We start from the raw sequence: 23,492 nt of genomic DNA on the forward strand, positions 1-23,492 counted from the left end.
TTCTGTCCGCATACTATTCTATTCCCCCATTTCTCTCAGTACCGCCTGCGCCGCCCGCAGTCTGCGGATATGTTTCACCGGATTTATCACTGCGGATTTCCCTTCTGTCCTCAAATGCCAGCTCAGATTGCCATACGACGAGATCGTGTCCAGGTCATAGGTTACCTGCACTTCTTTTCTCACATTTGTCTGGGTACCTAAATTCTCCGCCCCGAAAAAAGCCAATACTCCCCAGCTCCTCACTACGCATCCTTGCAGTATCATATATTTCTCCGTTTTTCTTAATCCCTTCCATGCTCCCGCTTACTGCCGATTCATAAGCTGCCGCTGTCAGCCATGCCCTGTTATGTACAAAAAAGCTCAGATAGATAAGTCCCATCAACACCAGCAGGATCAACGGCATGACACAGGCAGTCTCGATTGTAAAACTTCCCTTACGAATTATACTGTATTCATTTGTTATACAAAAATTATCTTTCATATCAAAAATCCTCCCAGATATCCTGCCAGCAGAAATGGCACAAACGGTATTTCCGTACTTCCCTTTCTGCAAAATCCCATCATCATGATGCCGGACCATACTGCACTGCAGATCATTCCCATAAAAAGTGTTGAAAAAAATTCTTCCGGGTACAGCACTGTCCCCAGTGCCATAAGCAGCCAGCCATCGCCCATTCCCACAGCACCTTCTGTAAGGATGCTGATCAGCACAAAGAGAAAACCTGTCCCCACGCACATAAGAACCTCCGGAACATTTCTTCTGCTATATATTGTCCACACAGTTCCGCAGACTGCAAATATTATGATCAGCAGAAGAGAAACCTGCTTTTTTCTGATATCTATCCATGAATTTATTCCCAGAAATCCAAGTACACATATTTCTTTTACGCCATTCATCTCCATATACATCTCTCCGGCAAAATTCAGCCACACCTGCTACATGCTCCCATTTCCGAAACAGAGGAAGCTTTTACCAGTCTTACCGAACGTTTCAGCCCACTGCAGGACTCCAGATTATGGTATCTGTTTCCCTGTTCCGTAACATATACCACTCCTGCCGGATTCTGATTCCTGCTGCAGATTTCACAGGCTGAATAATGCTCCCCGTACTTATTGGATGCAGATTTTGCGGAACTTCCGGGAATTTGTTTTAATGAAACATTCAGATAGCTGCAGCCCGGATTTTTATGGTACACACTGCCCGAGTCAGTTACATAAACCATCGGTTCTGTTTCTCCCTGCTCTCCTCCATTGTCAGGAAATTCGGTTCCTGTCCATGCATGGACTTTTACATGGTTATAAACTACAACATCCGGAAGAGGTATCAGTCCACCAAAGGGTTTATACGTGTAGATATCCGGCAGCGTAATATCATCAACACTGTCCCCACCCGGAAGATACGCATACATTCCTGCCTGTTTTGCCTTCGTACACAATGCAGTCAGATGTTCCGTCTGCAGTTTATATATATCCATAAACGAAATCAGCGTAACCATTCCCAGGAAGAACAGCGGCAGTACAAGTGCTGTTTCTACTGCCAGACTTCCCTTCTTAATCTTTCCCCGAAAAGAGGTGCAGAAAGATACTTTTACAGAAGAAACTTCTCCAATATGTTCTTTTGCATTTGTCCGAAAATATTTCCGACTCTTTTGGGGGAATAAAAGATCGTAAATATTGCTTAGAGAGACTTTTCTCCTTTCATAAATTTTTTTATCTTTTTTTTCCGATTTCTTCAATGCTTTGTTTTTCTTTCTGTAAAAGCATCTTTTCACACCTCTTTTCAGCAATTCATTCATAACAATACTGACGTATCACCTGAAATTCCTTTTTCCTGTTTGCTTTTACCTCCGCAAATGCCTCCAGAGCTACAACACAGGAATCCATATAAAAATTTGCCCTGCCTTTCTTTCTTATCGCATCTTCGATCATATCCATAGCTCTCATCACTTTCTTTTCCTTTGAAACAGGCAATATCAGAACCTGAAGGTAATCCTCATAGGACAATCCATGTTCATTGTTTTTCCGCATGGAATCCAGTCCTTCCATCAGACTTGAAAGATTAGACAGCGAAATCTGCCAGTCTGCGGAAGTTTTTACAAGGGGAATCTTCCCTCCTGCAAAAAGTTCTCTCACATCCAGTACGCTCTCCGCAAATGCCCAGCATAAAAGCAATGCAGACTCTATCACTACCGCTGCCGGAGGAACCAGAAATCCCGACGCAATGGCTGCAGCGAGTGCCTGTGCCTCTGTTCTTTTTACATTATCTGCCATCAAACATGCAAAGTTTACGCCTTCTCTGATGAACAAGAGCTTTGATGCCACAGATTTAAGGTTATCTATATCATTGTCTCTTCCTCCAAAAACATATTCCATCTGATATGCAAGACTTTCTTTTGACGGATCTGTGTAATTTCCCAGATGATTCATCAGATACTGCTGAAACAAAACCCCGGAAGTATAACTGCTATCTGCTGTCACTCCGTCCGGCATCTCCATTCCCTGTTGCAGCTGTCTTCCCGAAACCATTGTGTCTTTGCTGACTGTCCGGGTGGAAATTTCCCGTCCGGGTGGCAAAACCAGCTCCAGTATTCCCATTTTCATAATTCTTTTTATAATACTGATGGGATTGTCAGCCTGTGGCTGCGTCGGTGCTGGCTGGGTTGATATTTGTCCTTCCTGTTGCTGCCTGTTTTCAGCTTCCTGTGCTGCCTGCCGGCTTTTCTGAGAAGCCTGATTCATTTCCGAATCATATCTGTCGATGGAGCCTCCTGTCTCCGCCTGTTTCGCTTTCAGATCCGCCTCTTCTGTTTTTCTCTCTCGATCAGACATTTTGTTGAGAAGGAGCTGTACCCCCTGACTTCCAAGAGTTTCCTGCATATACTGCACAATCTGCTGATAAAAAACCTCTCCGCACTCATCTGTCAGAAGCCGGTAACCGGTAAGTCCGCTCTGATGCAGTTCAAGTTTCTGACTGTTCTGCTTTAACACCGGTTTCATATAGGATTCCAGATTATCGCAGATCTTTGCGAGATTAAGCTGCCCGCCTCCCATGGAACCATCCAGCGCAAACAGATCATATTCCTCAAGAAGTTTCCTGTCATACTGTCCAAATACAGAATAAAGTCCAATATCCATACTGTTGAGTATTTGGGTTCTGGCCGATGCCATACGTACAGATTCTATACTTGTACATACAAGAGACAAAAGCAGACTGAGTATTAATGCAAGAAATAATGTAATGCTTCCTCTTTCCTTTCCGCAATATTTCATACAGGAAGTACACCTCCTTCTCTTTTCATCTTAAATAGAATTACTCTGTTTGGCGATCTTTGAAAGAATGCTCTGCACCAGTTCGGTCAGCTGCTCTTTGAAAATAATGACAAGCCCGATCAGGACTACAAGAATCAGAATGATCTCCACAACACCTACAGCGTCTTCTTCCTCTGCGAATCTTCGTATCAGTCCGTTTTTCTTTTTTATCTGTCTTATCAATTGTCCCATTTTTTCCCTCCATATCCAAAAGCACCCTTTACGCTGCACAGAATTTACTGCAGCACCTTATCATGTTTCTCCGTAGAAAGACATAAAAGCAGGAATCATGACAATTGCCATAACGACAATAAGCATCATGATCATCGGCACCAGAAGTTTTGTGGCTGCAGCCTCTCCAAGAACACGTGCTTTTCTCTTTCGTTCTTCCCATGCTTCGGTTGATTCTCTTTCAAGCATATCAGCCATCTGTCTGCTGCCCTTCTGGAGATTCTGGATAAGAAGCGTGGCAAATGTTTTATACTTTGCCTGACCACATCTTTCTCCAAATCTTCTGTATGCTTCACTTTCAGAAACTCCGCTTTCCATCTCATAGCAGACAACCCGTATCTCTTCATACGCAGGTCTTGGATTCCGCTTTCTCTTTCTTCCATAATCCAGAGAAATTTTCTGGAATGCCTTTCTTACAGTCATTCCGGCCTGAACCAGAAGTGTAAATTTCATGATCAGTCCCGGATAATCCATAAGAAGTTCTTCATACCGTTTCTGAAGCTGAACCTGTTCTTCTCTCCCTTTCATCACAAGAATTGCCATTGCCGCAATAAGAAACAGTCCTGTCAGAAGCATTCCGGAAGTGTCTGCCGGACTTTCCCATTTTACCTTTTTTCCATTCAGCTTATCCGGAAGATAATAATAATCCGGATCACTACGCTGCTCGTTATACCGGGATACTGCCTCTGCAATACTTTTTTGTGCCTGTTCTTTTCTGGTCAGCTTCTTATTCTGTTTCGGTTCTTCCTCCTGCTCTTCCAGTTCCTTCTCCGGTACCTGAATGTACATGGAGACCGATTCTTCTCCGTCAACGGATACCATAAATTCCTTCTCATATGATCCTGTATCCTCCTTTTCCAGACGGTATCCCTGAGGATACACCTGTCCACCGTTTTGCAAAGTAAGGATCATGCCCAGCAGATTTCCGGCTATCGCTACTACCGCAAAAAGTCTGATACCATCCTTCCCTCCGATTCCGGAAGATGGAATCCATCCTTTTTTCCAGCCGGTCAGTGCACACAGGATCATAACAAAAATGACAACATGTACCCACATTTGTACTGTCACACCTCAATATCTACAATCTTTCTGCCAAGCCAGTATGCCGCAGCATAAATGACAAGACAGATACTCATTGCTGCAATTCCAAAGGGATTTCCATAAAGAACACTTAGGAAGCCCGGTGAAGTCATCTGCAAGTACAGGATAATTCCCACAGGCATAAGACTCATGATCATCTGTTCTGACTTCTTTGCTGCCAGTGTAGCCTCTATCTCTTTTTTAACGTCAATCTTATCTCCAAGCATACGAGACACCTTCTGAATTACCCGGTTCATATCACCACCTGTACGCTTGGCTGTATAAAATACAGAGGCAAAATTTTCGATATCTTCTATCTGACTTCTTTCTCCAAGATCCAGAAACAGCTCTTCCAGCGGAACACTGATATGCTGCTGGCTTTCAATATAGCGAAATTCCTCCACAATATCCGTTCCCTTTCCGTAGAGTCTCTCCAAATCTCTGACACAGGTTTTTACCGCGCTTTCCACCGAATATCCGGCCTGAACCGCAACACTCAGCGAAGTAAGTGCATCCTTAAACTGATAATTCAGATTCTTCCGTCTTTCCCTGATCATACGATTTTTCTGCCATTTCAGATAAAATACAGGAACGGGAAGCATAAGAAGCAACACCCATTTACTTTTGTAAAAAAGATAATCTGCCATTATGCACAACGCCAGTGCCTGTCCCATATATTTCAGAAGTTCTTTCATAGAAAAACGATAATGATCATAATTACGTTTCTGATAAAGCTGTTCTTTTTCTTTCCCTTTCATAGTTCAATCCCCGCTCTTTCCAGTTTTTCCACATGGAGGAGGGATGCTGTCTTTACAAGACCTTTCCCTTCCTGCCATTGATACAGCGGCCGGATACGGATTTCTCCATTTTCAAAACCGCACACCTCAGTTACTTCCAGCAATTTCCTTGATTTATCCCTCATTCTTCCCAGATGTACCAGAATATCCACTCCGGAAGCAATCTGTCTTCTGATTGCTTCCAATGGAAGATCAACGCCCATCAGAACCATTGTTTCCAGTCTGGATAACATATCCCTGGCAGAATTGGCATGGGCAGTAGACAGCGACCCTTCATGCCCTGTATTCAATGCCTGAAGCATATCCATTGCCTCTCCGCCGCGGACTTCTCCCACTATGATTCTGTCCGGACGCATTCGTAATGCAGATTTGATCAGATCTCTGATCGTAACGGAAACTGCTCCTTCCATGTTTGCCATCTTTGCTTCCAGCCGGACCAGATTGTCAATTCCCCTGATGCGAAGTTCTGCATTATCTTCTATTGTGATCAGTCTTTCGTCCCTGGGGATATATTCCGACATTGCTGCAAGAAATGTAGTCTTTCCGCTTCCGGTTCCGCCTCCTATGACCATGGAATATCTGGCCTTCACAAGCTTCTCCAGAAATTCTGCACATTCCTGTGTGATACTTCCCAGTGCGATCAGCTTTTCCATTGTAATGGGGTGTTCAGGAAAACGCCTTATAGTGAGAATCGGACCATTTAATGCAACCGGATAAATTACAGCATTTACCCTGGAACCATTTTCCAGTCTTGCATCCACGATCGGCATGGATTCATTGATCACACGATTACATTTTCCAACAATCTGCTGGATCACATCCTCCAGTTTCTCAGCAGAAGTAAAACTTTTATGCCATTTCATAAGCTTGCCGGCCCGTTCTACAAAAATAGTATCCGGCCCGTTTACCATGATCTCAGTCACTGTCTCATCATCCACCAGTTCCTGAAGCACATCCAGTTTGCGGACAGAATAAAACAGTTCCTGACGAAGCTGTACCTTTTCTTTCAGCGCAAGACGGACATCTTTTATCTGGTTCAGAATCAGCTCATCAATCACATCAAGGATTTCTTTATCCGATAATTCTCTGGACAGATCCAGTTCTTCCATCAGCATCTGCCGCAGCTTTCTAAATACATCTTTGTTCATCCTTTTTCCCTTTACAGCATCTTTCCGGAACTTTTTTAATTTTCTTTTTTCTGGCTTTCTTTCCTCAGAAGGTTCCGCACATAATCTCCCAGTTCACTCCACATCAGCTGTTCAACATACGCAGGTGACAGGCAGGTTGCCATATGAAACGGTGGATTTATCTTTTCCGTCTTTTCCAGAATCTGAGGATAATCCCAGATTCGGACCAGATTCTCAAACTGCGCAATCTTACACTGTGAAACAGCATCAGACAATACAGGCATATAAATCTTCTTACACATATCCAGCAGCTGGAAATTTTCATCAATCCCACATCCAATATCCAGCACAATCACTTCATAAGAACTGTCAAGTATAAGCATCTGAAAAAGCCGTTCCCAGTCCTGCCAGGCTGTTGTACGGATGTCTGCCGGCATCTGCACAGGCGGAATGTAATCCAGATTATTGATCGTCTGTATCATACTGTTCATCTTATAGAGAAGATTCTGGTTATCCTGTCTCACATAATAAAGAAGATCACTCAGATTGTGGGCAAAACCTTTTCCCATCAATTCTTCAAATCCGGAATATTCTTCCATATTCAGATAAAGAACGGCTCGTTCTTTGGCAAGTATCTGTCCAAGTGTCAATGCAAAAGAGGTTTTCAGACAACGTCCCAGAGGTGAAAATATTCCAATAATTTCTGTTGTCTTTTTTAATACAGCGATCTGATCTGCCACTGTCTTTTTTTCGGCGCCATAACATGCCATCACTTCCCGGAGAACATCAGAAGAAGACTGATATTTATACACACTTGGATACTGGTCAAGTTCCGGAGGGTGTACCCCTTCCGACAGAATGATGATCTTCCCGATATCCAGATCCCGGACTTCCCGGCACATAGCCCGCCCGGAGATCAACAGCAACTCTATATGTGTTTGTTTCCCATAGGCGATCAGGTTCTCTACAGATGTAAATGCCTGTATCTCAAAGGGAATATTCTTCTTCCGGTTCATATAGTCCATAAAGTTCAGCGCATAATCCACTTCCAGATCGCATACTGCAAAAATATTTCTTTTCAATAGATACCTCCTGCATATAACAACACACTTATAAAAACAGGAATCGTAAAATGGAAATTTTCAGGAGCAGCAATACTTTTTCTCCGATAGGAACTAATCTTTCCCGTACTGACTGTACATTTCACATATTCAATAAAATAAAGGATACGTTCACAGAAATTGTGGTTAAAGATCAGAAGTGCGGCCGAAATGCCTGCACCTGTCAGAAAAGAAATAAAGATGCATTTTATGATAGATTCACAGCCCATTATCCCTCCCAGTGCACAGAATAGTTTAATATCTCCGGCACCTATCATCCCAAAAGCAAAGAGGATCATAAGAAATAACGGCATTACGCTTCCCATTATAAAAAATCCAATTCCCGTAATATTCTTTTGCCATATACAGACAAACAGTCCCACAGACATGGAAAAAATAATCCATCCGTTATCAACTTTTGCTGTACGGATATCCATGATCATGGCAGTCCCGGCAACCGCTACAGGAAAAAGGTGAAAAAATGCATATTGCATCACCTCCAGTCTTATATTTTTCGCAACTGTTTCGATACTGTTCATACAATAGGAAACAGTCTGTCTCTTCTTTGGTATTTTAAAAAAATAAAAGTGGAATTAACCGCCGAACTGACGGGATTGAATCACCAGAAGAACTCTGGTGAGTATTATTATAGGACCGGACAATCCATTTGTCCAGTCCTATTTTTTGTCGAATTTCTAAAATATTTATAAACTTGTTACCTGTCCACACGCTGCTATCCCGAAATATACTATGCGAAGTGTATTACTGAGAACAAATTGAACAGTAACATAAACCCGGCTATAATGCACTTCACAGAAAGAATATCATGCACCTGTCAATTAGAGTTCGATTTCCTGTCTGCATCCTTCCGGTACAATGATAATACCATTTTCTGTATCTTTCACTATGCTTCCACCAGTAACATCGGCTATTTCATGAATATTTCTCAGCAGATAGGTCATACCTCCATTTTCTGCTGAAGCTTCCAGAGTGAGTTTATTTCCCTCTCTTACAGCTTTTACTGTAAAAGCTGTCTCTCCTTTACGCGTCACTACCTCACAGAATGCAGTTTCATTTACTTCATAAACCTGAATCTGTACATCTTTCTCCAGTTCATAATCAACGGTAGTATCTACAGCACCAATCGGAAGCAGAGTATTCTCTCTTACAAATACAGGCAGTGAAGAAAAATCATAATCTTCTTCATACCATCTTCCGCCTTCTTTGACTTCTCCGCTTAAAAGATGAGTCCATTTTCCTGCCGGCAGATAATATTCTGCATGACCTTCTTTGTTGAAGATTGGTGCAACCAGAATACTGTCACCTAACATATACTGCATATCCAGATATTTGGTTGCAGGATCATCGTTAAATTCCATGATCATTGCACGCATGGACGGAATACCTGTCTTGTGTGATTTTACGGCCATAGAATACAGGTATGGGAGTAATCTTAATTTCAGCTTTGTAAACTTACGGCATACATCTACAGCTTCTTCATCAAACAACCACGGTACACGATAACTCTTGGAACCATGGAGACGGCTGTGTGTGGAAAGAAGACCAAACTGCAGCCAGCGTTTGTATACCTCCGGTGCTGCTGTCATTTCAAATCCGCCCATATCATGACTCCAGAAAGAGAATCCTGATAAAGTAAAGGACAGACCACCTCTTAAGCTCTCAGCCATGGAAGCATAGGTTGCAGAACAGTCACCGCCCCAGTGAACCGGGAACTGCTGTCCGCCTGCTGTAGCACTTCTCGCAAAAAGGATTGCTTCACCTTCACCCTTTACTTCCTTCAGCAGATCAAATACTGCCTTGTTGTAAAGGTATGTATAATAATTATGCATAGAAATCGGATCTGAACCGTCATAATATTTCACATCGACCGGAATTCTCTCGCCAAAGTCTGTCTTGAAACAGTCAACACCCATATCAAGCAAAGTTTTCAGCTTATTCTGATACCACTTCACTGCATCCGGATTTGTAAAGTCAACCAGGCCCATGCCAGGCTGCCAGTTGTCGATTTGCTTGATTCCTCTTCCGTCTGCACGCTGTACCAGGTATCCGTTCTTCAGACCCTCTTTAAAGAAGTTAGTTCCCTGTGCAATATATGGATTGATCCATACACAGATCTTAAGTCCTTTATCCTTATAACGTTTCAGCATTCCCGGTACATCCGGGAAGATTCTGGAATCCCATTCAAAATCACACCAGTGGAACTCTTTCATCCAGAAGCAGTCAAAATGGAATACACTCAATGGAATATCTCTGTCTGCCATTCCCTGGATAAAGGAATTGGTCGTCTCTTCATCATAGTTTGTTGTAAAGGATGTGGAAAGCCATAATCCAAAGGACCATGCAGGCGGCAATGCCGGTTTTCCTGTAAGATCTGTGTAGTTCTCGATCACACCCTTAATGTCATCTCCGTAAATAATATGATATCTGATCTCTTCACCTTTCACAGAGAATCCCACATTCTCAACCTTTTCACTTGCAACTTCGAAGGAAACATGATCACTGTGGTCTACAAATACGCCATAATGTTTGCTTGTTACATAGAACGGAATATTTTTATAAGAAATCTGAGAAGCTGTACCGCCATCTTCATTCCAGATATCAACAACCTGACCGTTCTTTACAAACGCTGTAAATCTCTCACCCAGACCATATACACATTCTCCAGGTGCAAGAGAAAGCTCTGTCACCATATATGGCTGATACTGTGCTGCCATATAGTTCGGTTCCGGGAATTTTGTCAGCGTAGCTCTGTCATATTGCATATAGCCAAGATTGCGGAATCCGATGTTTGTGAGAACTTTTCCGTCTGCTTCATATGTAATCTTAAAGTCTTTCAAGTCCACTCTTACTGTCATTCTTCCGGCTTTCATCACAGCTTCATCTTCTGTAATCTCAACCTCTGTTTCCTGTGGATCCTCATTCAGCTCATACCTTGGCTCACCTTTTACATAACCTTCATAATGATAACTTCTTACACTTATGATATCTTTACGTACAGAAATAAATTCTGTAGTGATAGTTCCTACATCCAGAGCACCGCCTCTGTCTGTGATCTGGCGGAATGGAGAAACAATTCTCATTCCTCCCGGAATTGCCTCCGCTGTAAAAGCCTGCATCGCATAGGATGCGTTTGCGCGTTCATTTTTCTCCCAGTAACCTTCTGTGAACTTCATTCCTGATCCTCCTTGCTTTTAATCTTATGATTTGCTTATTTTCCGAAATTGAAACTCTTTCAGTACCTCGCGGGATAACGGACTGCTGAATAGTTATCTGATACCAGTATACATCATGATTTTTTTTCTTACCAGCAATATAACCCAATTTTTATCTGTGCAAAAAACAAAATCTGTATATTGCATAAAAACAAAAGATTGTGGTAATATTCTTCAAAATATACACGTTCTACAAGTATATCTATTTTGGCACCAGGAGGTAAGAAAATATGTGCACAGCAGCAACTTATAAAACAAAAGATTTCTATTTCGGCAGAACCCTTGATTATGAATTTTCCTACGGTGATGAAATCACCATCACACCACGAAACTACCCATTCCATTTCCGTCATTCTGATAAAGCCCCTGACTCTCACTATGCCATCATCGGAATGGCTCATGTGGCCGGAGACTATCCACTCTACTATGATGCCATTAATGAAAAAGGTCTCGGCATGGCAGGTCTGAATTTCGTAGGAAATGCAGTCTATGCAGAACCAGTATCGGACAAAGAAAACGTAGCCCAGTTCGAATTCATCCCATGGATTCTCAGCCAGTGTGCCACCTTAAAAGAAGCCCGCCAGAGACTCTCAACTATGAATCTCACCAACACACAGTTCAGTGAGAACTTCCCATGTGCTCAGCTCCACTGGATCCTCGCAGATGCTTCCGGCTGCCTCGTTATCGAATCCATGCAGGACGGCTTCCATATCTACGAAAATCCTGTAGGGGTACTAACCAATAACCCACCCTTCCCACAGCAGATGTTCCAGCTTAACAACTACCAGTCTCTCTCCCCTCGCCAACCAGAGAACACCTTCGCTCCAGGATTAGAACTCCAATCCTACAGCCGCGGTATGGGCGCCCTCGGCCTCCCGGGAGACCTTTCCTCCGCCTCCCGCTTTGCCAAAGTTGCCTTCACAAAAATGAACTCCAGGTCCGGCGACTCCGAACTCGAAAGCGTCAGCCAGTTCTTCCACATCCTCGGCTCCGTAGATCAGCAGCGTGGCTGCTGCGAAGTAGCAAAAGGCAAATATGAGATCACTCTCTACACTTCCTGCTGCAACACAACAAAGGGAATTTATTATTATACCACCTATGAAAATCATCAGATCAATGCTGTCGATATGCATCGTGAAAATCTGGATACAACAGTCCTAATCCGATATCCTGTACTCGCAAAACAGAATATCTGTTTCCAGAATTAATGTGAAGCACTCTATACCTGTGGCAATTTCGACAAATATTCTTTAATTATAGCCATTGCCATTTTTCAGTTCTGTACGGTATAATAAAGACAAATTATTGGTTTCAAAAAGAGGTAATAACAATGGTACATTTTTTTGATATTACAAAGTTCAACTTATATAAAGAAGATAACCGGCGCGAAGTAAAAAAAGCAAATGGCGGCCTTCCTTCTTCTTTATGGGAGACTTACTCTGCTTTTGCAAATTGTTATGGCGGCGTAATTATTCTGGGAGTTGCCGAAAACAAAGATGGAACCTGGAGAACTACAGGTTTAAAAAGTACAGACAGGGACAAGCTGTTAAAACATTTCTGGGATACAATCAATAATCGAAAAAAGGTCAACGTAAATCTTCTATCTGATCAGGATGTAGAGATATATGAGAAGGATGAAGATACTATCATCGTGATTTATGTTCCTATGGCAAACAGAGAACAAAAACCTGTGTATATTAATGATGATATATTTGGCGGAACATTTCGAAGAAATCACGAAGGAGACTATCATTGTACCAAACTTCAGGTGAAAGCCATGCTCCGCGACCAGACAGACAACACTATGGATATGGATGTACTGGATGATGTTCCAATAAGCGACCTAAATTATGAAACCATTCAGGGATATCGCAACAGACATCGAGCCCTTAAACCTGCACATCCATTTGGCCGTTTAAATGATTCTGAATATTTACGCAGCATAGGAGCTGCTGCCATTTCCAATATTGATAAATGCCTTCATCCAACAGCTGCAGGAATGCTAATGTTTGGAGATGAATATAACATTGTACGACATTTCCCTGAATATTTTTTAGATTATCGTGAAATTCTGGATCCAACTATACGCTGGACCGATCGCTTACAGTCAAGTTCCGGTGAATGGTCCGGTAATATATGTGATTTTTACTTCCGAGTATATAATAAACTTGTTAAAGATATCAAGGTACCTTTTAAAACAATCGATGGAAACCGTATTGATGATACTCCCGTACATGAAGCATTGAGGGAAGCCCTCGCAAACTGTTTGATAAATGCAGACTTTTATGGTGTTCGAGGCATTGTAGTCCGAAAAGAAGCTGACAGAATAGTATTTGAAAATCCAGGATATTCCAGAACAGGAAAACAACAAATGAAAAAAGGGGGAATTTCTGATCCTCGCAACAAAGTACTCATGAAAATGTTTAATCTGATCAATATCGGCGAGCGTGCCGGCAGCGGAGTACCCAACATTTTTAACACATGGGAGGATCAAGGCTGGGTTGAACCAGTTATAGAAGAACAATTTGATCCAGACAGAACTCTTCTGATTCTTAGCTTCGATAAAAAACAAGCGATAAAAACAAGCGATAAAAAACAAGCGATAAAAACAAGCGATAAAAAACAAGCGAATAAATCCTGTCATAAAAAACAAAACAAAAAAACTTTGGAAAATATAGAAAAAATCAGAGAGTATTTATCTAAAAACAATATCTCAAAAACCAGTGATATTGCTGAATATATTGGATTAAGTCTTCCGCGAACCCGGGCTATTTTAAAAGAAATACCTGATGTATCTCCAATTGGAAATAATTCAAACAGAAAATGGACTCTGCAAAAATAATTTTCACCAGCTAAGAAACAAGTCAGAACATGGTACAAAGCAATAAAAGCATCTACGGAAAGCCTTCATCAGACCATCCAAAGATGCTTTTTATTGATATATTTTGTTTCTTTAAATTTCTTTATGACTCGTAACCCTCAGTCGTGCCATAGCTCTGGACAGAGCCAGCTGATTCATATGATACTCCTGAATACTCTGCTTCTGTCTCATCTGCTCTTCTGCTCTCTCTTTCGCTTCCTGTGCCCTGCGGATATCAATCTCCTCAGGACTCTCTGCCGTCAGACAGAACAGCTTCACACGGTTATTGATCATCTCCACAAACCCACTGCTCACAGCCAGAACATGCTTTGTGCCATCAGCTTCCTCGAAACGCATTTCTCCCGGAATGATAGCAGCAACAATATTCTCATGCTGTGCCAGAAAGGCCTGCTCACCGTCAACAGCCGGGATTGTCAGGGTTTTGGCACGTCCTGCAAACGCCAGCTTATTACTGGCATAAATCTCAAGACCAAATGTATCTGCCATAAAATCCGCTCCTTATTCCTGACCCATCTCAGTCTTTGCTTTCTCGATGACATCCTCAATTGTACCAACATTGAAGAAAGCGTTTTCCGGATACTGATCCATCTCACCATCAACGATTGCCTTGAATCCACGGATGGTTTCTTTCAGAGGAACATATTTACCCTTGATACCTGTGAAGTTCTCAGCTACATGGAAAGGCTGGGAAAGGAACTTCTGGATCTTTCTTGCACGGAATACAGTGCTCTTATCTTCTTCAGAAAGCTCTTCCATACCAAGAATAGCGATGATGTCCTGAAGTTCTTTATATTTCTGAAGGATTTCCTGTACTTTACGTGCTACTTCATAATGTTCTTCACCTACAACATCCGGCTCCAGGATACGGGAAGTAGATTCCAACGGGTCAACGGCCGGATAAATACCCTGCTCTACGATCTTTCTGGAAAGAACGGTTGTTGCATCCAGATGAGCAAATGTAGTTGCAGGAGCCGGGTCAGTCAGGTCATCGGCAGGTACATAGACAGCCTGTACAGATGTTACAGAACCATCCTTAGTAGAAGCGATACGTTCCTGAAGTTCACCCATCTCAGTAGCCAGTGTTGGCTGATAACCTACGGCTGAAGGCATACGTCCAAGAAGGGCGGAAACCTCGGAACCAGCCTGTACAAAACGGAAAATATTATCAATGAAAAGAAGCACATCTCTGTGTTCCTCATCTCTGAAGTACTCAGCCATTGTCAGTCCGGTTTCAGCAACACGCATACGGGATCCCGGTGGCTCGTTCATCTGTCCGAACACTAAGGCTGTTTTTTCAAGAACACCGGACTCTTTCATTTCTGACCATAAGTCGTTACCTTCACGGGAACGCTCTCCAACACCTGTGAAAATGGAATATCCTCCATGCTCTGTGGCAATGTTCTGGATCAGCTCCTGGATCAGGACTGTCTTACCAACACCGGCACCACCGAACAGACCGATCTTACCACCTTTTGCATATGGTGCAAGAAGGTCGATAACCTTAATACCTGTTTCCAGGATTTCTACAGCCGGTTTCTGATGTTCGAAATCCGGCGGATCTCTGTGGATGACCCATTTCTGTTCTCCCTCAAGGGAAGGACCGTCATCTACTGTATCACCAAGTACGTTAAATAAACGTCCCAGTGTCTTATCACCTACAGGAACCTTAATGCCGCTTCCTGTGGCGATGACTTCTCTGTCACGCTGTAAGCCTTCGCTTGCGCTCAGCATAATGCAGCGTACCATATTGTTTCCCAGATGATGGGAAACTTCCATTACACATCTTTTACCGTTGTTCTCTACCTCAAGGGCATCCTTGATCTCAGGAAGATTTCCATCTTCAAAAACAACGTCTACAACAGGTCCCATAACCTGTACAATTTTACCTTTGTTCATCGTCGTCACTTCCTTTTTTGTGCTTTTGCACCGCTGACAATCTCAGTGATTTCCTGTGTGATGGCAGCCTGACGCGCACGGTTATACTCAATGGATAACTCCCTGAGCATCTTCTTTGCACTGTCCGTAGAGGACTGCATTGCCATCATTCTGGCATTATTTTCACTGGCATACGCTTCTACAAGACATCCATAGATCAGACCGGTCAGGTAATTGGGGATCATGGTATTCAGAAGTACATCGGCTGATGGTGACAGCACAATTTCCTCCTGCGGCATGTCCGCAAGCATTGCCTGATTTGGCAGGAACTCTGCTTTCTTCAATGGAAGAAGCTGCATATTCACCGGCTCCATTGCAACTGCACTCTGCATCTCCGTATAGAAAATACGGACTTCGTCCAGTTCTCTGTCCAGGAACGCTCTGACAATCTCCTCTGAGATCAGACGCGCTCTGTGCATGGTCGGTTTCTGTACTGTATATGGAAAGTTCTCTGCGATATCCATATGTTTCTTCGTGAAATACTGACGGCCTACCATACCCAGTACATAAAGCTTGCAGTGCTCATGCTCTGCCATAAACTGTTCTGTCATTTTCTGGATATTATGGTTATAGGCACCTGCCATACCTTTATCACCGGTAACTACGATACAGCCAATCTTACGGTCTTCCTCTGCGATCTTATGACGGATACTGAAAAAAGGATGCTCTGTATCTGGCATATGACGCAGGATTCGGGAAATTGCTGCCTGCATATTATAATAATACGGTTCTGTATCGGACAGGATTCTTTTGGCCTTCTGCATCTTGGATGAAGAAATCATATACATGGCATTGGTGATCTTCATGGTGTCCTGAATGCTTTTCATTCGAGTCTGAATCTCTTTCGTACTGCCCATATCAACACCTACCTGCTCTTATCTGCAAATTCTTCTGCCACTTTCACGATCTTTTCTGCCAGTTCATCCGGAAGCTGTCTCTTCTCCTCGATCTCTCTTCCGATTTCCGGATAAGCACTGTCAAAGTAGTCCAGCATGTCTCTCTGATACTTCTTCATCTTCTTAGTTTCCACGTGCATCATTGCCTTGTGTGTTGCCGCACAAAGAGTGATGACCTGCTCATGAAGACTTAACGGACTTGAAAGCGGCTGTTTCAGAAGTTCCATAAGTCCGCTTCCGTATTTCAGCTGCTGAGTTGTAGCCTCGTCCAGATCAGAACTGAACTGTGTAAAGATTTCCATCTCACGATACTGAGCCAGATCGATACGGACACTTCCTGCTGCTTTCTTCATGGCTTTTGCCTGTGCAGCACCACCAACTCGGGATACGGAAAGACCTACGTTAACCGCCGGACGCATACCGGAGTTAAACAGATCACTCTCCAGGAAGATCTGACCATCTGTGATGGAAATAACGTTTGTAGGAATATAAGCGGAAAGGTCACCTGCCTGTGTCTCAATGATAGGAAGTGCAGTGATAGAACCACCGCCGGCCTTTTCATTCAGACGGCTGGAACGCTCCAGTAATCTGGAATGGAGATAGAATACATCTCCAGGATAAGCCTCACGTCCCGGTGAACGTTCCAGAAGCAATGACAGTGCACGATATGCAACTGCATGCTTGGATAAATCATCATAAACCATTAATACATCTTTTCCCTTATACATGAAGTACTCAGCAAGTGCAGTACCTGCATAAGGAACAATATACTGAAGCGGTGCACAGTCACTGGCTGTAGAGGAGAATACTGTTGTATAGTCCATAGCACCGTGTTTCTCCAGAGTAGATACAATCTTAGCTACTGTAGAAGCTTTCTGTCCGATTGCAACATAGATACAGATTACATCTTTGCCTTTCTGGTTCAGAATGGTATCCAGTGCAACAGAAGTCTTACCTGTCTGTCTGTCACCGATGATCAGCTCACGCTGGCCACGGCCGATCGGGAACATGGAGTCAATAGAAAGAATACCTGTTTCCAGAGGAACTGTTACAGATTTTCTGTCAATAATTCCAGGTGCCGGATTCTCTACCGGACGATACCCGTCTGCCTTGATCTCACCTTTACCATCGATCGGCGCTCCCAGAGCGTTTACGATCCTTCCGATAAAAGCGTCACCTACAGGCACACCTGCCTGCTTCTGGGTTCTTGCTACCTTTGTTCCTTCTTTGATCCCTGTATCTTTACCGAACAGGATACATCCGATGCTGTTTGCACGGATATCCTGAACCATACCTTTCAGACCATTCTCAAAGGTTACAACCTCGCCATACATAGCATGATCAATACCATGTACCGTGGCGATACCATCTCCGACGGAGATGACTGTTCCTACTTCCTGGTCCTTGCTGATTTCGTCATAATTCTTAATTTCTTCTTTCAGAATCGAAATGATTTCATCTGGATTCATTGCAGCCAACTTTTATTCACCTCCGTGTCAATTTCTGTCTTAAATTGTTATAACGTCCGCGGAGACTCCAGTCGAACTCTTTGTCTCCGGCAGAAAGAATGAAGCCTCCGATCAAAGATTTGTCTTCTCTGAGAGTAAGGATTACTTCCTTTGCTCCAAATTCCCTGCGAAGGAAATCTTCCATCTTCTCTTTCTGGGCTTCTTCCGGTTTTGTTACATATGTGAGAACAGCTTTCAGGATACCTTTCTGCTTGCGGCTATAATCACCGTATGCTTCCAGAATATCATAAATGCTGCTGATTTTCTGATATTTACAGGTCACCTTCAGGAAATTTTTCATCTCCTGTGGGAAAACCCTGTCAATTACATGTTCTTTTTCTTTTAAAGAAACCAGCGGATTCTCAAGAGCACCCTTTAACTGCGGGGTACTCCTGAAAATCTTTTCTGTCTCCAAAACAGCTTCTTCCGGGACAGAAAGCTCATATAATGCTTTTGCATAATTAATGCTTGTTTCCGTCATTGGAATCACCTGCCTCTTTTATAAACTGGTCATAAAGGGACAAATCCTGCTGACTGCTGTTTTTCTCTCCCATGATCTTTGAGGCTGCATCCAGCGCGATCTCTGCCACTCTGCTTTCCATAGCCTTCATAGCATTTTCCTGCTCTGTCCTGATATCTGCCTTTGCTTTGTCAAGCATTGCACCAGCCTGTGTGTTTGCATCTTTTACAATACGCTCAGCCTGTACTTTTGCCTCATCCTTTGCCTGGTTTACAATACGCATGGATTCGTCTTTCGCAGATTTCAGTGCATCTTCATATTTGCCTTTCAGTTCATATGCCTGTTCTTCTGTATCTTTGGCACTTGCGAACTGCTGGTCGATCATGTTTTTTCTCTGCTCCATCACATTGAGGATCGGACCAAATAAGAACTTTTTCATTAAAAGATAAAGAACAATCAGGTTAATAATTGTAAAGACCAGGTTGATGTTAATCTCGATCACCTGTCCCACCTGCCTTTCTTAGTTATTCTTTATCCATCAATTAGCCAAGCATGATAACGATCAGAAGACCGATAACGAAACCATAAATAGCTGTTGCCTCGGCAAGGGCACATCCTAAAAGAAGGGATTTGCTGATCTTGCTTTCTGCTTCTGGCTGTCTTGCGATTGCTTCTACTGCTTTGGATGTTGCCATACCAATACCGATACCAGCGCCAATACCTGTTAAAACTGCGATTCCTGCTCCAATAGCTACTAACATAACTTTTTCCTCCTGTTGTTTAACTGAAATAAACTAAATATTACAAATCTTTCTTCACAATATGCTATCCTGTCGATATTCCGATGAGATCATTTGATGTCTGTGCAACAGATGTCTGTACCAACGGTTGTTTATGACCGTTATGACCCACCGAATATCCGGACAGCATTTAAGTGCTGTTCATAACTGCTGTCTTATCCCTTATGTCCCGCGTCTCAGGTCTTATATAGGTGTCATATTCCTGTATGAACAGTAATCTTTTTTATTCAATAGCTTCTTTGATAAATAAAGAAGTTAAGAATACAAATACATACGCCTGAATGAATCCGTCAAAGAAATCAAAATACAGGCTGAATGGAATAGGAAGAACTGCCGGGCATATAAACTCAAGAAGTTTCATAACCACATAGCTTCCTAACACATTACCAAAAAGTCGCATACAAAGTGATGTCGGTCGAATAACGACCTCCAGAATATTAATCGGCAGCATAATCGGTGCCGGCTCTGCGAAGCTTTTAAGAAAGCCTTTCAGACCTTTCTTATGGAATCCTGCATACTCGATCAGAAAAATACTTGTGATCGCAAGACCGATCGTACAGTTTAAATCCTTTGTAGGCGGTACAAATCCAAACACACCGAAAATGTTTGCAATTCCAATGTAAATGACAACTGTCATCAGATAGGGAATATACATTTTTCCCTCTTCTCCAAGGATATCCTTAAAGAAGTTATGAAGAAAACTGACACCGGTTTCCAGCAAAAGCTGCTTCTTACCGGGGTTTTCCACACTCAGGTTTCTTACGAGCACCAATGACAAAATTAAAAGCACTGCCATGATCACCCATGTCACTGCTACTGACTCTGCAACTGGTATTCCTCCAAACACCGGTATGGTAAAAACTGTCTTACATTGAAGTTCTTCCATTAACGTGTCTGCTAAATTACCCGTTTCTTTTCCCTCCTTTTTCTATTTAAATCTCCGGAAGATATTCTGGCTTTTTATGCTGTCTGCCTCAGATGCCTCAGCCAGGATTCCTAAACTTATGTCTGTAAAATATTTCATAAGCTTTCCATCGATTCAAGATTTTGAGATTATTATATTAAAATCCGTTAAAAAGTCAACAATTATTTTGACTATTTCTGGCAAAAATAGATTTTCTTTTTGTGCATTTCATCCAGACATTTTGATTGAAAAATAGATTTTCATAATTTTTTTAATGCATTTTCACGAAAAAAAGGCAATTTTCATTGACCGAACTGTAAGCAGATGATATTATTTTATATGGTTTTTATATAAATTTTATATCTCTGCACTTACCAATCCTTATATTGGTAATACCAAACAGGAGGTTTTTTATGCAAATCATTTGTCTGGGAGACAGCATTACGGACTGTAATCATTTATTTGAAGATTTTCCTCTGGGAAATGGGTATGTACAGATACTCTCAGAAATGTTCCGTAATCAGACTCCTTCTTTCTCCATATCCGGAGATACTATCGGACGCTCATCAAGCGCTGTACAGTTAACAGATAAATCAACAGGTGCCATACATTTCAGGAACTGTGGCATAGATGGCTTCACTGTGACAAGAGTCCTTGAAAATATCCGCCAACACCGTATTTCTTTGCATCACTCTCCTGTTGTAACTCTGCTGATCGGCATCAATGATATCGGTCTGATAATGAACACAGACCGGATGGATTCTCAGAAAGAACAGATGATAAGAGAGTTTGCCACTCATTACAATGAATTATTGGATCTGCTCACTGCAGATGCCAGGCAGGTAATCCTTATGGAACCCTTTATCTTTCCACATCCGGAAGAATATGAGACATGGATTCCCTATGTCCATACCATGTCTGATATTATCCGACAGCTCTCTGTCAGATTCAGACTTCCATTTCTGCCTCTGCATAACTATTTTAATAAGGAAGCAACTCAATCGGGATTTGATGCCATAACAACGGACGGGATTCATCTTACTTTGTATGGGCATAAGCTTCTGGCCGAGAAACTGTTCCCTCTCCTTCAAAGCATTGATAACAATCCCTGAACAGATAAACTATTGCGCATTTTCCCGGAACTTTGTATAATAAATCACTGTCCTCGCTCATATCTGCGGACTTATTATGGAAAGGAGTCTTCCTTATATTATGGAAACTACAATTAAACAGATTGAAGATATGTCTCTGAATGCCTGGCCATCTCACAAGATGGAATTATACGACGGCTGGATCCTGAGATTTTCTTATTTTTATACACACAGAACCAACAGCGTAGAACAGTTCGGCAATTCCACCCTCACCTGGCGGGAAAAAATCCCATATTGTGAAAGCGTATATAAGCGTCTGGGAACCCCCGCTGTATTTAAGATCAGTCCTCTTGTCTCTCCTGACTTTGATTATGTTCTGGAAAACCGTGGATATGCTATCCAGCATACCACCAATGTCATGGCAATGAGCATGAACGCCGCACGGCTGGATGCTCCATATCCTGATGTAACCTTCTGTGACAATATTCCCTCCGAATGGATTGAAAGTCTGTTCCGTTTAAAAAACACCACCAATCCCATCCACCGGAAGGTTGTTCCATCTATGTATCAGGCAATCCTCAAGGAAACCATCTGTGCTTCCATCCGCATGGACAACCAGATCATCGCAACCGGACTTGGTATTCTGGACAGAGATTATATCGGCATCTATGCCATCCATGTCAAAGAAGAATACCGCAAACATGGCTATGCCCGTCAGATCTGCACCGGACTTCTGAAAGAAGGAATGAAAAAAGGTGCACAGAATGCATATCTTCAGGTTGTAGAAGGAAATGACAATGCCCGCGCTCTTTATAAATCGCTGGGGTTTCATCAGCTATACACCTACTGGTTCCGCGTGCAGCCGGATGAAAACGGAAATTTCCCGCCTGAGAAATAAAAAAGAACTATCTGTAAAGCATTTTCATTTTCTGCTTTTACAGATAGTTCTTAATTTTTATAGATTTTAACTTTTCTTTTTCGGGGAATCAGTTGATTCATTTAACATAGTTCGCGCCAACTATGTTGTATATCATTTTAATATTCAAGTCTTATTCTGTATTTTATCTCTGACTTAATTATGTTACTGTTCACTCCGTTCACAGTAACGTAGCCAAAATTCATTCCAGATTGCCTGCGGCAATGGAATTTTGGCTTGTATGTCTCGGGATTTTGGCATATTCATGCCAAAACACCTCGCGGAATAGTGGTGTGTGAACAGTAACTCAATTATACTGTTTTGTTTTTCAGCACTGCAGGTGATGTATTACCTACCACCATTGCTGTCAGCGGACTGAAATACAGCAGACATGTTAATACACAGTAAATCGGGATCATAATTACAAACTGTACCAGTCTTCCGGGCATGATCGCATAGAAGTTATATCCAAGCATGATCACAAGTCCTGCTGTTGTAAGAACCAAAGAGCTGAGAACTGCAGTTACCACGATAGATACGCAGATACCAACTGTCTTTCCTGTTTTCTTTCTGTTTGCAAATAATGGTTTTGCAAGGGCAGGAAGCACACCCCAGAGGATTGCTGCAACTGTGATAAACGGATTTACAGCATAGCCTTTCATAAAGCACCCGATAATATCTGCACATAATCCACAGACACCGCCTGCCACCGGTCCCAGCCACAGACCTGCAAGGATTGTACATACACTTCCCACAGAAATACGGTACGCACCAAGATCAATGACCAGAACTCGTGTGAGTACCAGATGCATGGCGATCAGAAGAGCCATGAACACCAATGTTTTTACGTTCCAATATTGTTTTTTCTGCATAATAAAAACACCTCCATAATGTGTTTAAAAAATAGAGTAGTTACATAAATAATAATCCCTCCACATTATGAGATGCTCTCATATGTAGCAACGGGTGCGGAAATTATATCGTAAGCAGCACGCTTTCTGCTTTTCGTTTCACGGCGACTCCCCAGCCTGTGAACACTTGACGCATAAAATCCTACTTCGCTATTATTTATTTATCGAAATTATAACACAATCCATAGAAATTGCAATATATTTTCCGTTATTATTTTCACAAATTTGAATGCTGTTTTTTGTTCATTCTATACGAATGGTCTGCTTTTTTTACTTGAGAATATTGCTGCAAACACTCGTAAGTCTATGAATA

Annotated in this window: 25 protein-coding genes and 1 riboswitch; of the genes, 4 read left to right on the forward strand and 21 right to left on the reverse strand. The window is 42.3% G+C overall.

Annotation, left to right across the window (positions count from 1 at the left end; all coding sequences use genetic code 11):
- Positions 1 to 18: 18 nt before the first annotated feature.
- From AC075L_RS15810 to yicI, 12 genes are all read right to left on the reverse strand, one after another.
- Positions 19 to 183 carry a hypothetical protein gene (locus AC075L_RS15810; protein ID WP_476387897.1) on the reverse strand — a complete coding sequence of 55 codons (165 nt, stop codon included), beginning with the start codon at positions 181 to 183 and terminating at the stop codon, positions 19 to 21.
- On the reverse strand, positions 155 to 481 hold the full coding sequence (locus AC075L_RS15815) for a TadE family protein (protein WP_476387891.1): 327 nt from the start codon (positions 479 to 481) through the stop codon (positions 155 to 157). Before AC075L_RS15815 ends, AC075L_RS15810 begins: the two co-directional genes overlap by 29 nt.
- Positions 478 to 933 (reverse strand): prepilin peptidase, encoded by a 456-nt coding sequence (locus AC075L_RS15820; RefSeq protein WP_082809048.1) that lies wholly within the window; start codon positions 931 to 933, stop codon positions 478 to 480. The genes AC075L_RS15815 and AC075L_RS15820 overlap by 4 nt, the downstream gene beginning before the upstream one ends.
- Positions 924 to 1,772, reverse strand: a complete 849-nt coding sequence (locus tag AC075L_RS15825; RefSeq protein ID WP_476387892.1) for a TadE family protein — start codon at positions 1,770 to 1,772, stop codon at positions 924 to 926. Before AC075L_RS15825 ends, AC075L_RS15820 begins: the two co-directional genes overlap by 10 nt.
- Positions 1,773 to 1,788: 16 nt before the next feature.
- Positions 1,789 to 3,270 carry a DUF5702 domain-containing protein gene (locus tag AC075L_RS15830; protein ID WP_022380465.1) on the reverse strand — a complete coding sequence of 494 codons (1,482 nt, stop codon included), beginning with the start codon at positions 3,268 to 3,270 and terminating at the stop codon, positions 1,789 to 1,791.
- 30 nt (positions 3,271 to 3,300) lie between these two features.
- Positions 3,301 to 3,501 carry a Flp1 family type IVb pilin gene (locus AC075L_RS15835; protein ID WP_020993262.1) on the reverse strand — a complete coding sequence of 67 codons (201 nt, stop codon included), beginning with the start codon at positions 3,499 to 3,501 and terminating at the stop codon, positions 3,301 to 3,303.
- Between the two features lie 60 nt (positions 3,502 to 3,561).
- Positions 3,562 to 4,596: a type II secretion system F family protein gene (locus AC075L_RS15840; RefSeq protein WP_195722286.1), complete on the reverse strand. Its 1,035-nt coding sequence runs from the start codon at positions 4,594 to 4,596 to the stop codon at positions 3,562 to 3,564.
- 8 nt (positions 4,597 to 4,604) lie between these two features.
- On the reverse strand, positions 4,605 to 5,378 hold the full coding sequence (locus tag AC075L_RS15845; protein WP_119253065.1) for a type II secretion system F family protein: 774 nt from the start codon (positions 5,376 to 5,378) through the stop codon (positions 4,605 to 4,607).
- Positions 5,375 to 6,565: a TadA family conjugal transfer-associated ATPase gene (locus tag AC075L_RS15850; protein WP_008706987.1), complete on the reverse strand. Its 1,191-nt coding sequence runs from the start codon at positions 6,563 to 6,565 to the stop codon at positions 5,375 to 5,377. The genes AC075L_RS15845 and AC075L_RS15850 overlap by 4 nt, the downstream gene beginning before the upstream one ends.
- 35 nt (positions 6,566 to 6,600) lie before the next feature.
- Positions 6,601 to 7,626 carry a P-loop NTPase family protein gene (locus tag AC075L_RS15855; protein WP_226852822.1) on the reverse strand — a complete coding sequence of 342 codons (1,026 nt, stop codon included), beginning with the start codon at positions 7,624 to 7,626 and terminating at the stop codon, positions 6,601 to 6,603.
- Positions 7,623 to 8,138, reverse strand: a complete 516-nt coding sequence (locus AC075L_RS15860) for a prepilin peptidase (RefSeq protein WP_055150352.1) — start codon at positions 8,136 to 8,138, stop codon at positions 7,623 to 7,625. The genes AC075L_RS15855 and AC075L_RS15860 overlap by 4 nt, the downstream gene beginning before the upstream one ends.
- 345 nt (positions 8,139 to 8,483) lie before the next feature.
- Positions 8,484 to 10,838: an alpha-xylosidase gene (yicI, locus tag AC075L_RS15865; protein WP_476387893.1), complete on the reverse strand. Its 2,355-nt coding sequence runs from the start codon at positions 10,836 to 10,838 to the stop codon at positions 8,484 to 8,486.
- A 269-nt stretch (positions 10,839 to 11,107) separates the two neighbouring features.
- Between yicI and bsh the strand changes: the two genes are divergently transcribed.
- On the forward strand, positions 11,108 to 12,085 hold the full coding sequence (bsh, locus tag AC075L_RS15870) for a choloylglycine hydrolase (RefSeq protein WP_118341770.1): 978 nt from the start codon (positions 11,108 to 11,110) through the stop codon (positions 12,083 to 12,085).
- 122 nt (positions 12,086 to 12,207) lie between these two features.
- Complete coding sequence (locus AC075L_RS15875; RefSeq protein WP_118341771.1) at positions 12,208 to 13,719, forward strand: ATP-binding protein; 1,512 nt, start codon at positions 12,208 to 12,210, stop codon at positions 13,717 to 13,719.
- 111 nt (positions 13,720 to 13,830) lie between these two features.
- Here the strand turns inward: AC075L_RS15875 and atpC are convergent, their stop codons facing one another.
- The 8 genes from atpC to AC075L_RS15915 form a co-directional block, all read right to left on the reverse strand.
- A complete protein-coding gene (gene atpC, locus AC075L_RS15880; protein WP_008706997.1) occupies positions 13,831 to 14,244 on the reverse strand; it encodes an ATP synthase F1 subunit epsilon in 414 nt (137 codons plus the stop codon).
- A gap of 12 nt (positions 14,245 to 14,256) precedes the next feature.
- Positions 14,257 to 15,654: a F0F1 ATP synthase subunit beta gene (gene atpD, locus AC075L_RS15885; RefSeq protein ID WP_008706999.1), complete on the reverse strand. Its 1,398-nt coding sequence runs from the start codon at positions 15,652 to 15,654 to the stop codon at positions 14,257 to 14,259.
- 5 nt (positions 15,655 to 15,659) lie between these two features.
- Positions 15,660 to 16,550, reverse strand: a complete 891-nt coding sequence (gene atpG, locus AC075L_RS15890) for an ATP synthase F1 subunit gamma (protein WP_008707001.1) — start codon at positions 16,548 to 16,550, stop codon at positions 15,660 to 15,662.
- Positions 16,551 to 16,558: 8 nt separating this feature from the next.
- On the reverse strand, positions 16,559 to 18,058 hold the full coding sequence (atpA, locus tag AC075L_RS15895; RefSeq protein WP_055057703.1) for a F0F1 ATP synthase subunit alpha: 1,500 nt from the start codon (positions 18,056 to 18,058) through the stop codon (positions 16,559 to 16,561).
- A 16-nt stretch (positions 18,059 to 18,074) separates the two neighbouring features.
- The gene (gene atpH, locus AC075L_RS15900; RefSeq protein ID WP_173705191.1) at positions 18,075 to 18,578 is read right to left on the reverse strand and encodes an ATP synthase F1 subunit delta; all 504 of its coding nucleotides are present in this window, start codon (positions 18,576 to 18,578) and stop codon (positions 18,075 to 18,077) included.
- Positions 18,559 to 19,059 (reverse strand): F0F1 ATP synthase subunit B, encoded by a 501-nt coding sequence (gene atpF, locus AC075L_RS15905; protein WP_020993266.1) that lies wholly within the window; start codon positions 19,057 to 19,059, stop codon positions 18,559 to 18,561. The genes atpH and atpF overlap by 20 nt, the downstream gene beginning before the upstream one ends.
- 40 nt (positions 19,060 to 19,099) lie before the next feature.
- A complete protein-coding gene (atpE, locus tag AC075L_RS15910; RefSeq protein ID WP_008707007.1) occupies positions 19,100 to 19,318 on the reverse strand; it encodes an ATP synthase F0 subunit C in 219 nt (72 codons plus the stop codon).
- 262 nt (positions 19,319 to 19,580) lie between these two features.
- Positions 19,581 to 20,243, reverse strand: coding sequence for a F0F1 ATP synthase subunit A (locus tag AC075L_RS15915; RefSeq protein ID WP_008707008.1), 663 nt, complete (start codon positions 20,241 to 20,243; stop codon positions 19,581 to 19,583).
- Between the two features lie 431 nt (positions 20,244 to 20,674).
- On the opposite strand from AC075L_RS15915, the gene AC075L_RS15920 reads away from it, so the two are divergent.
- Complete coding sequence (locus AC075L_RS15920) at positions 20,675 to 21,373, forward strand: SGNH/GDSL hydrolase family protein (RefSeq protein WP_476387894.1); 699 nt, start codon at positions 20,675 to 20,677, stop codon at positions 21,371 to 21,373.
- A 100-nt stretch (positions 21,374 to 21,473) separates the two neighbouring features.
- Positions 21,474 to 22,250 carry a GNAT family N-acetyltransferase gene (locus AC075L_RS15925; RefSeq protein ID WP_055150171.1) on the forward strand — a complete coding sequence of 259 codons (777 nt, stop codon included), beginning with the start codon at positions 21,474 to 21,476 and terminating at the stop codon, positions 22,248 to 22,250.
- Between the two features lie 329 nt (positions 22,251 to 22,579).
- Here the strand turns inward: AC075L_RS15925 and AC075L_RS15930 are convergent, their stop codons facing one another.
- Positions 22,580 to 23,140, reverse strand: coding sequence for a folate family ECF transporter S component (locus AC075L_RS15930; protein WP_118571672.1), 561 nt, complete (start codon positions 23,138 to 23,140; stop codon positions 22,580 to 22,582).
- 86 nt (positions 23,141 to 23,226) lie between these two features.
- Positions 23,227 to 23,331, reverse strand: a riboswitch (THF riboswitch).
- Positions 23,332 to 23,492: the final 161 nt, after the last annotated feature.

It is taken from the genome of Blautia sp. ZXY-1-B12, from assembly GCF_056339915.1.

What these genes read in the sequence shown, in the direction of transcription:
- atpD (WP_008706999.1), bottom strand. Translation starts at nt 15,654, where the DNA reads ATGAACAAAGGTAAAATTGTACAGGTTATGGGACCTGTTGTAGACGTT.
- AC075L_RS15850 (WP_008706987.1), bottom strand. Translation starts at nt 6,565, where the DNA reads ATGAACAAAGATGTATTTAGAAAGCTGCGGCAGATGCTGATGGAAGAA.
- AC075L_RS15830 (WP_022380465.1), bottom strand. Translation starts at nt 3,270, where the DNA reads ATGAAATATTGCGGAAAGGAAAGAGGAAGCATTACATTATTTCTTGCA.
- AC075L_RS15815 (WP_476387891.1), bottom strand. Translation starts at nt 481, where the DNA reads ATGAAAGATAATTTTTGTATAACAAATGAATACAGTATAATTCGTAAG.
- AC075L_RS15875 (WP_118341771.1), top strand. Translation starts at nt 12,208, where the DNA reads ATGGTACATTTTTTTGATATTACAAAGTTCAACTTATATAAAGAAGAT.
- AC075L_RS15920 (WP_476387894.1), top strand. Translation starts at nt 20,675, where the DNA reads ATGCAAATCATTTGTCTGGGAGACAGCATTACGGACTGTAATCATTTA.
- AC075L_RS15915 (WP_008707008.1), bottom strand. Translation starts at nt 20,243, where the DNA reads ATGGAAGAACTTCAATGTAAGACAGTTTTTACCATACCGGTGTTTGGA.
- AC075L_RS15930 (WP_118571672.1), bottom strand. Translation starts at nt 23,140, where the DNA reads ATGCAGAAAAAACAATATTGGAACGTAAAAACATTGGTGTTCATGGCT.
- AC075L_RS15925 (WP_055150171.1), top strand. Translation starts at nt 21,474, where the DNA reads ATGGAAACTACAATTAAACAGATTGAAGATATGTCTCTGAATGCCTGG.
- AC075L_RS15835 (WP_020993262.1), bottom strand. Translation starts at nt 3,501, where the DNA reads ATGGGACAATTGATAAGACAGATAAAAAAGAAAAACGGACTGATACGA.
- AC075L_RS15840 (WP_195722286.1), bottom strand. Translation starts at nt 4,596, where the DNA reads ATGTGGGTACATGTTGTCATTTTTGTTATGATCCTGTGTGCACTGACC.
- AC075L_RS15845 (WP_119253065.1), bottom strand. Translation starts at nt 5,378, where the DNA reads ATGAAAGGGAAAGAAAAAGAACAGCTTTATCAGAAACGTAATTATGAT.
- atpH (WP_173705191.1), bottom strand. Translation starts at nt 18,578, where the DNA reads ATGACGGAAACAAGCATTAATTATGCAAAAGCATTATATGAGCTTTCT.
- yicI (WP_476387893.1), bottom strand. Translation starts at nt 10,838, where the DNA reads ATGAAGTTCACAGAAGGTTACTGGGAGAAAAATGAACGCGCAAACGCA.
- atpE (WP_008707007.1), bottom strand. Translation starts at nt 19,318, where the DNA reads ATGTTAGTAGCTATTGGAGCAGGAATCGCAGTTTTAACAGGTATTGGC.
- AC075L_RS15860 (WP_055150352.1), bottom strand. Translation starts at nt 8,138, where the DNA reads ATGCAATATGCATTTTTTCACCTTTTTCCTGTAGCGGTTGCCGGGACT.
- atpC (WP_008706997.1), bottom strand. Translation starts at nt 14,244, where the DNA reads ATGGCAGATACATTTGGTCTTGAGATTTATGCCAGTAATAAGCTGGCG.
- bsh (WP_118341770.1), top strand. Translation starts at nt 11,108, where the DNA reads ATGTGCACAGCAGCAACTTATAAAACAAAAGATTTCTATTTCGGCAGA.
- atpA (WP_055057703.1), bottom strand. Translation starts at nt 18,058, where the DNA reads ATGAATCCAGATGAAATCATTTCGATTCTGAAAGAAGAAATTAAGAAT.
- atpG (WP_008707001.1), bottom strand. Translation starts at nt 16,550, where the DNA reads ATGGGCAGTACGAAAGAGATTCAGACTCGAATGAAAAGCATTCAGGAC.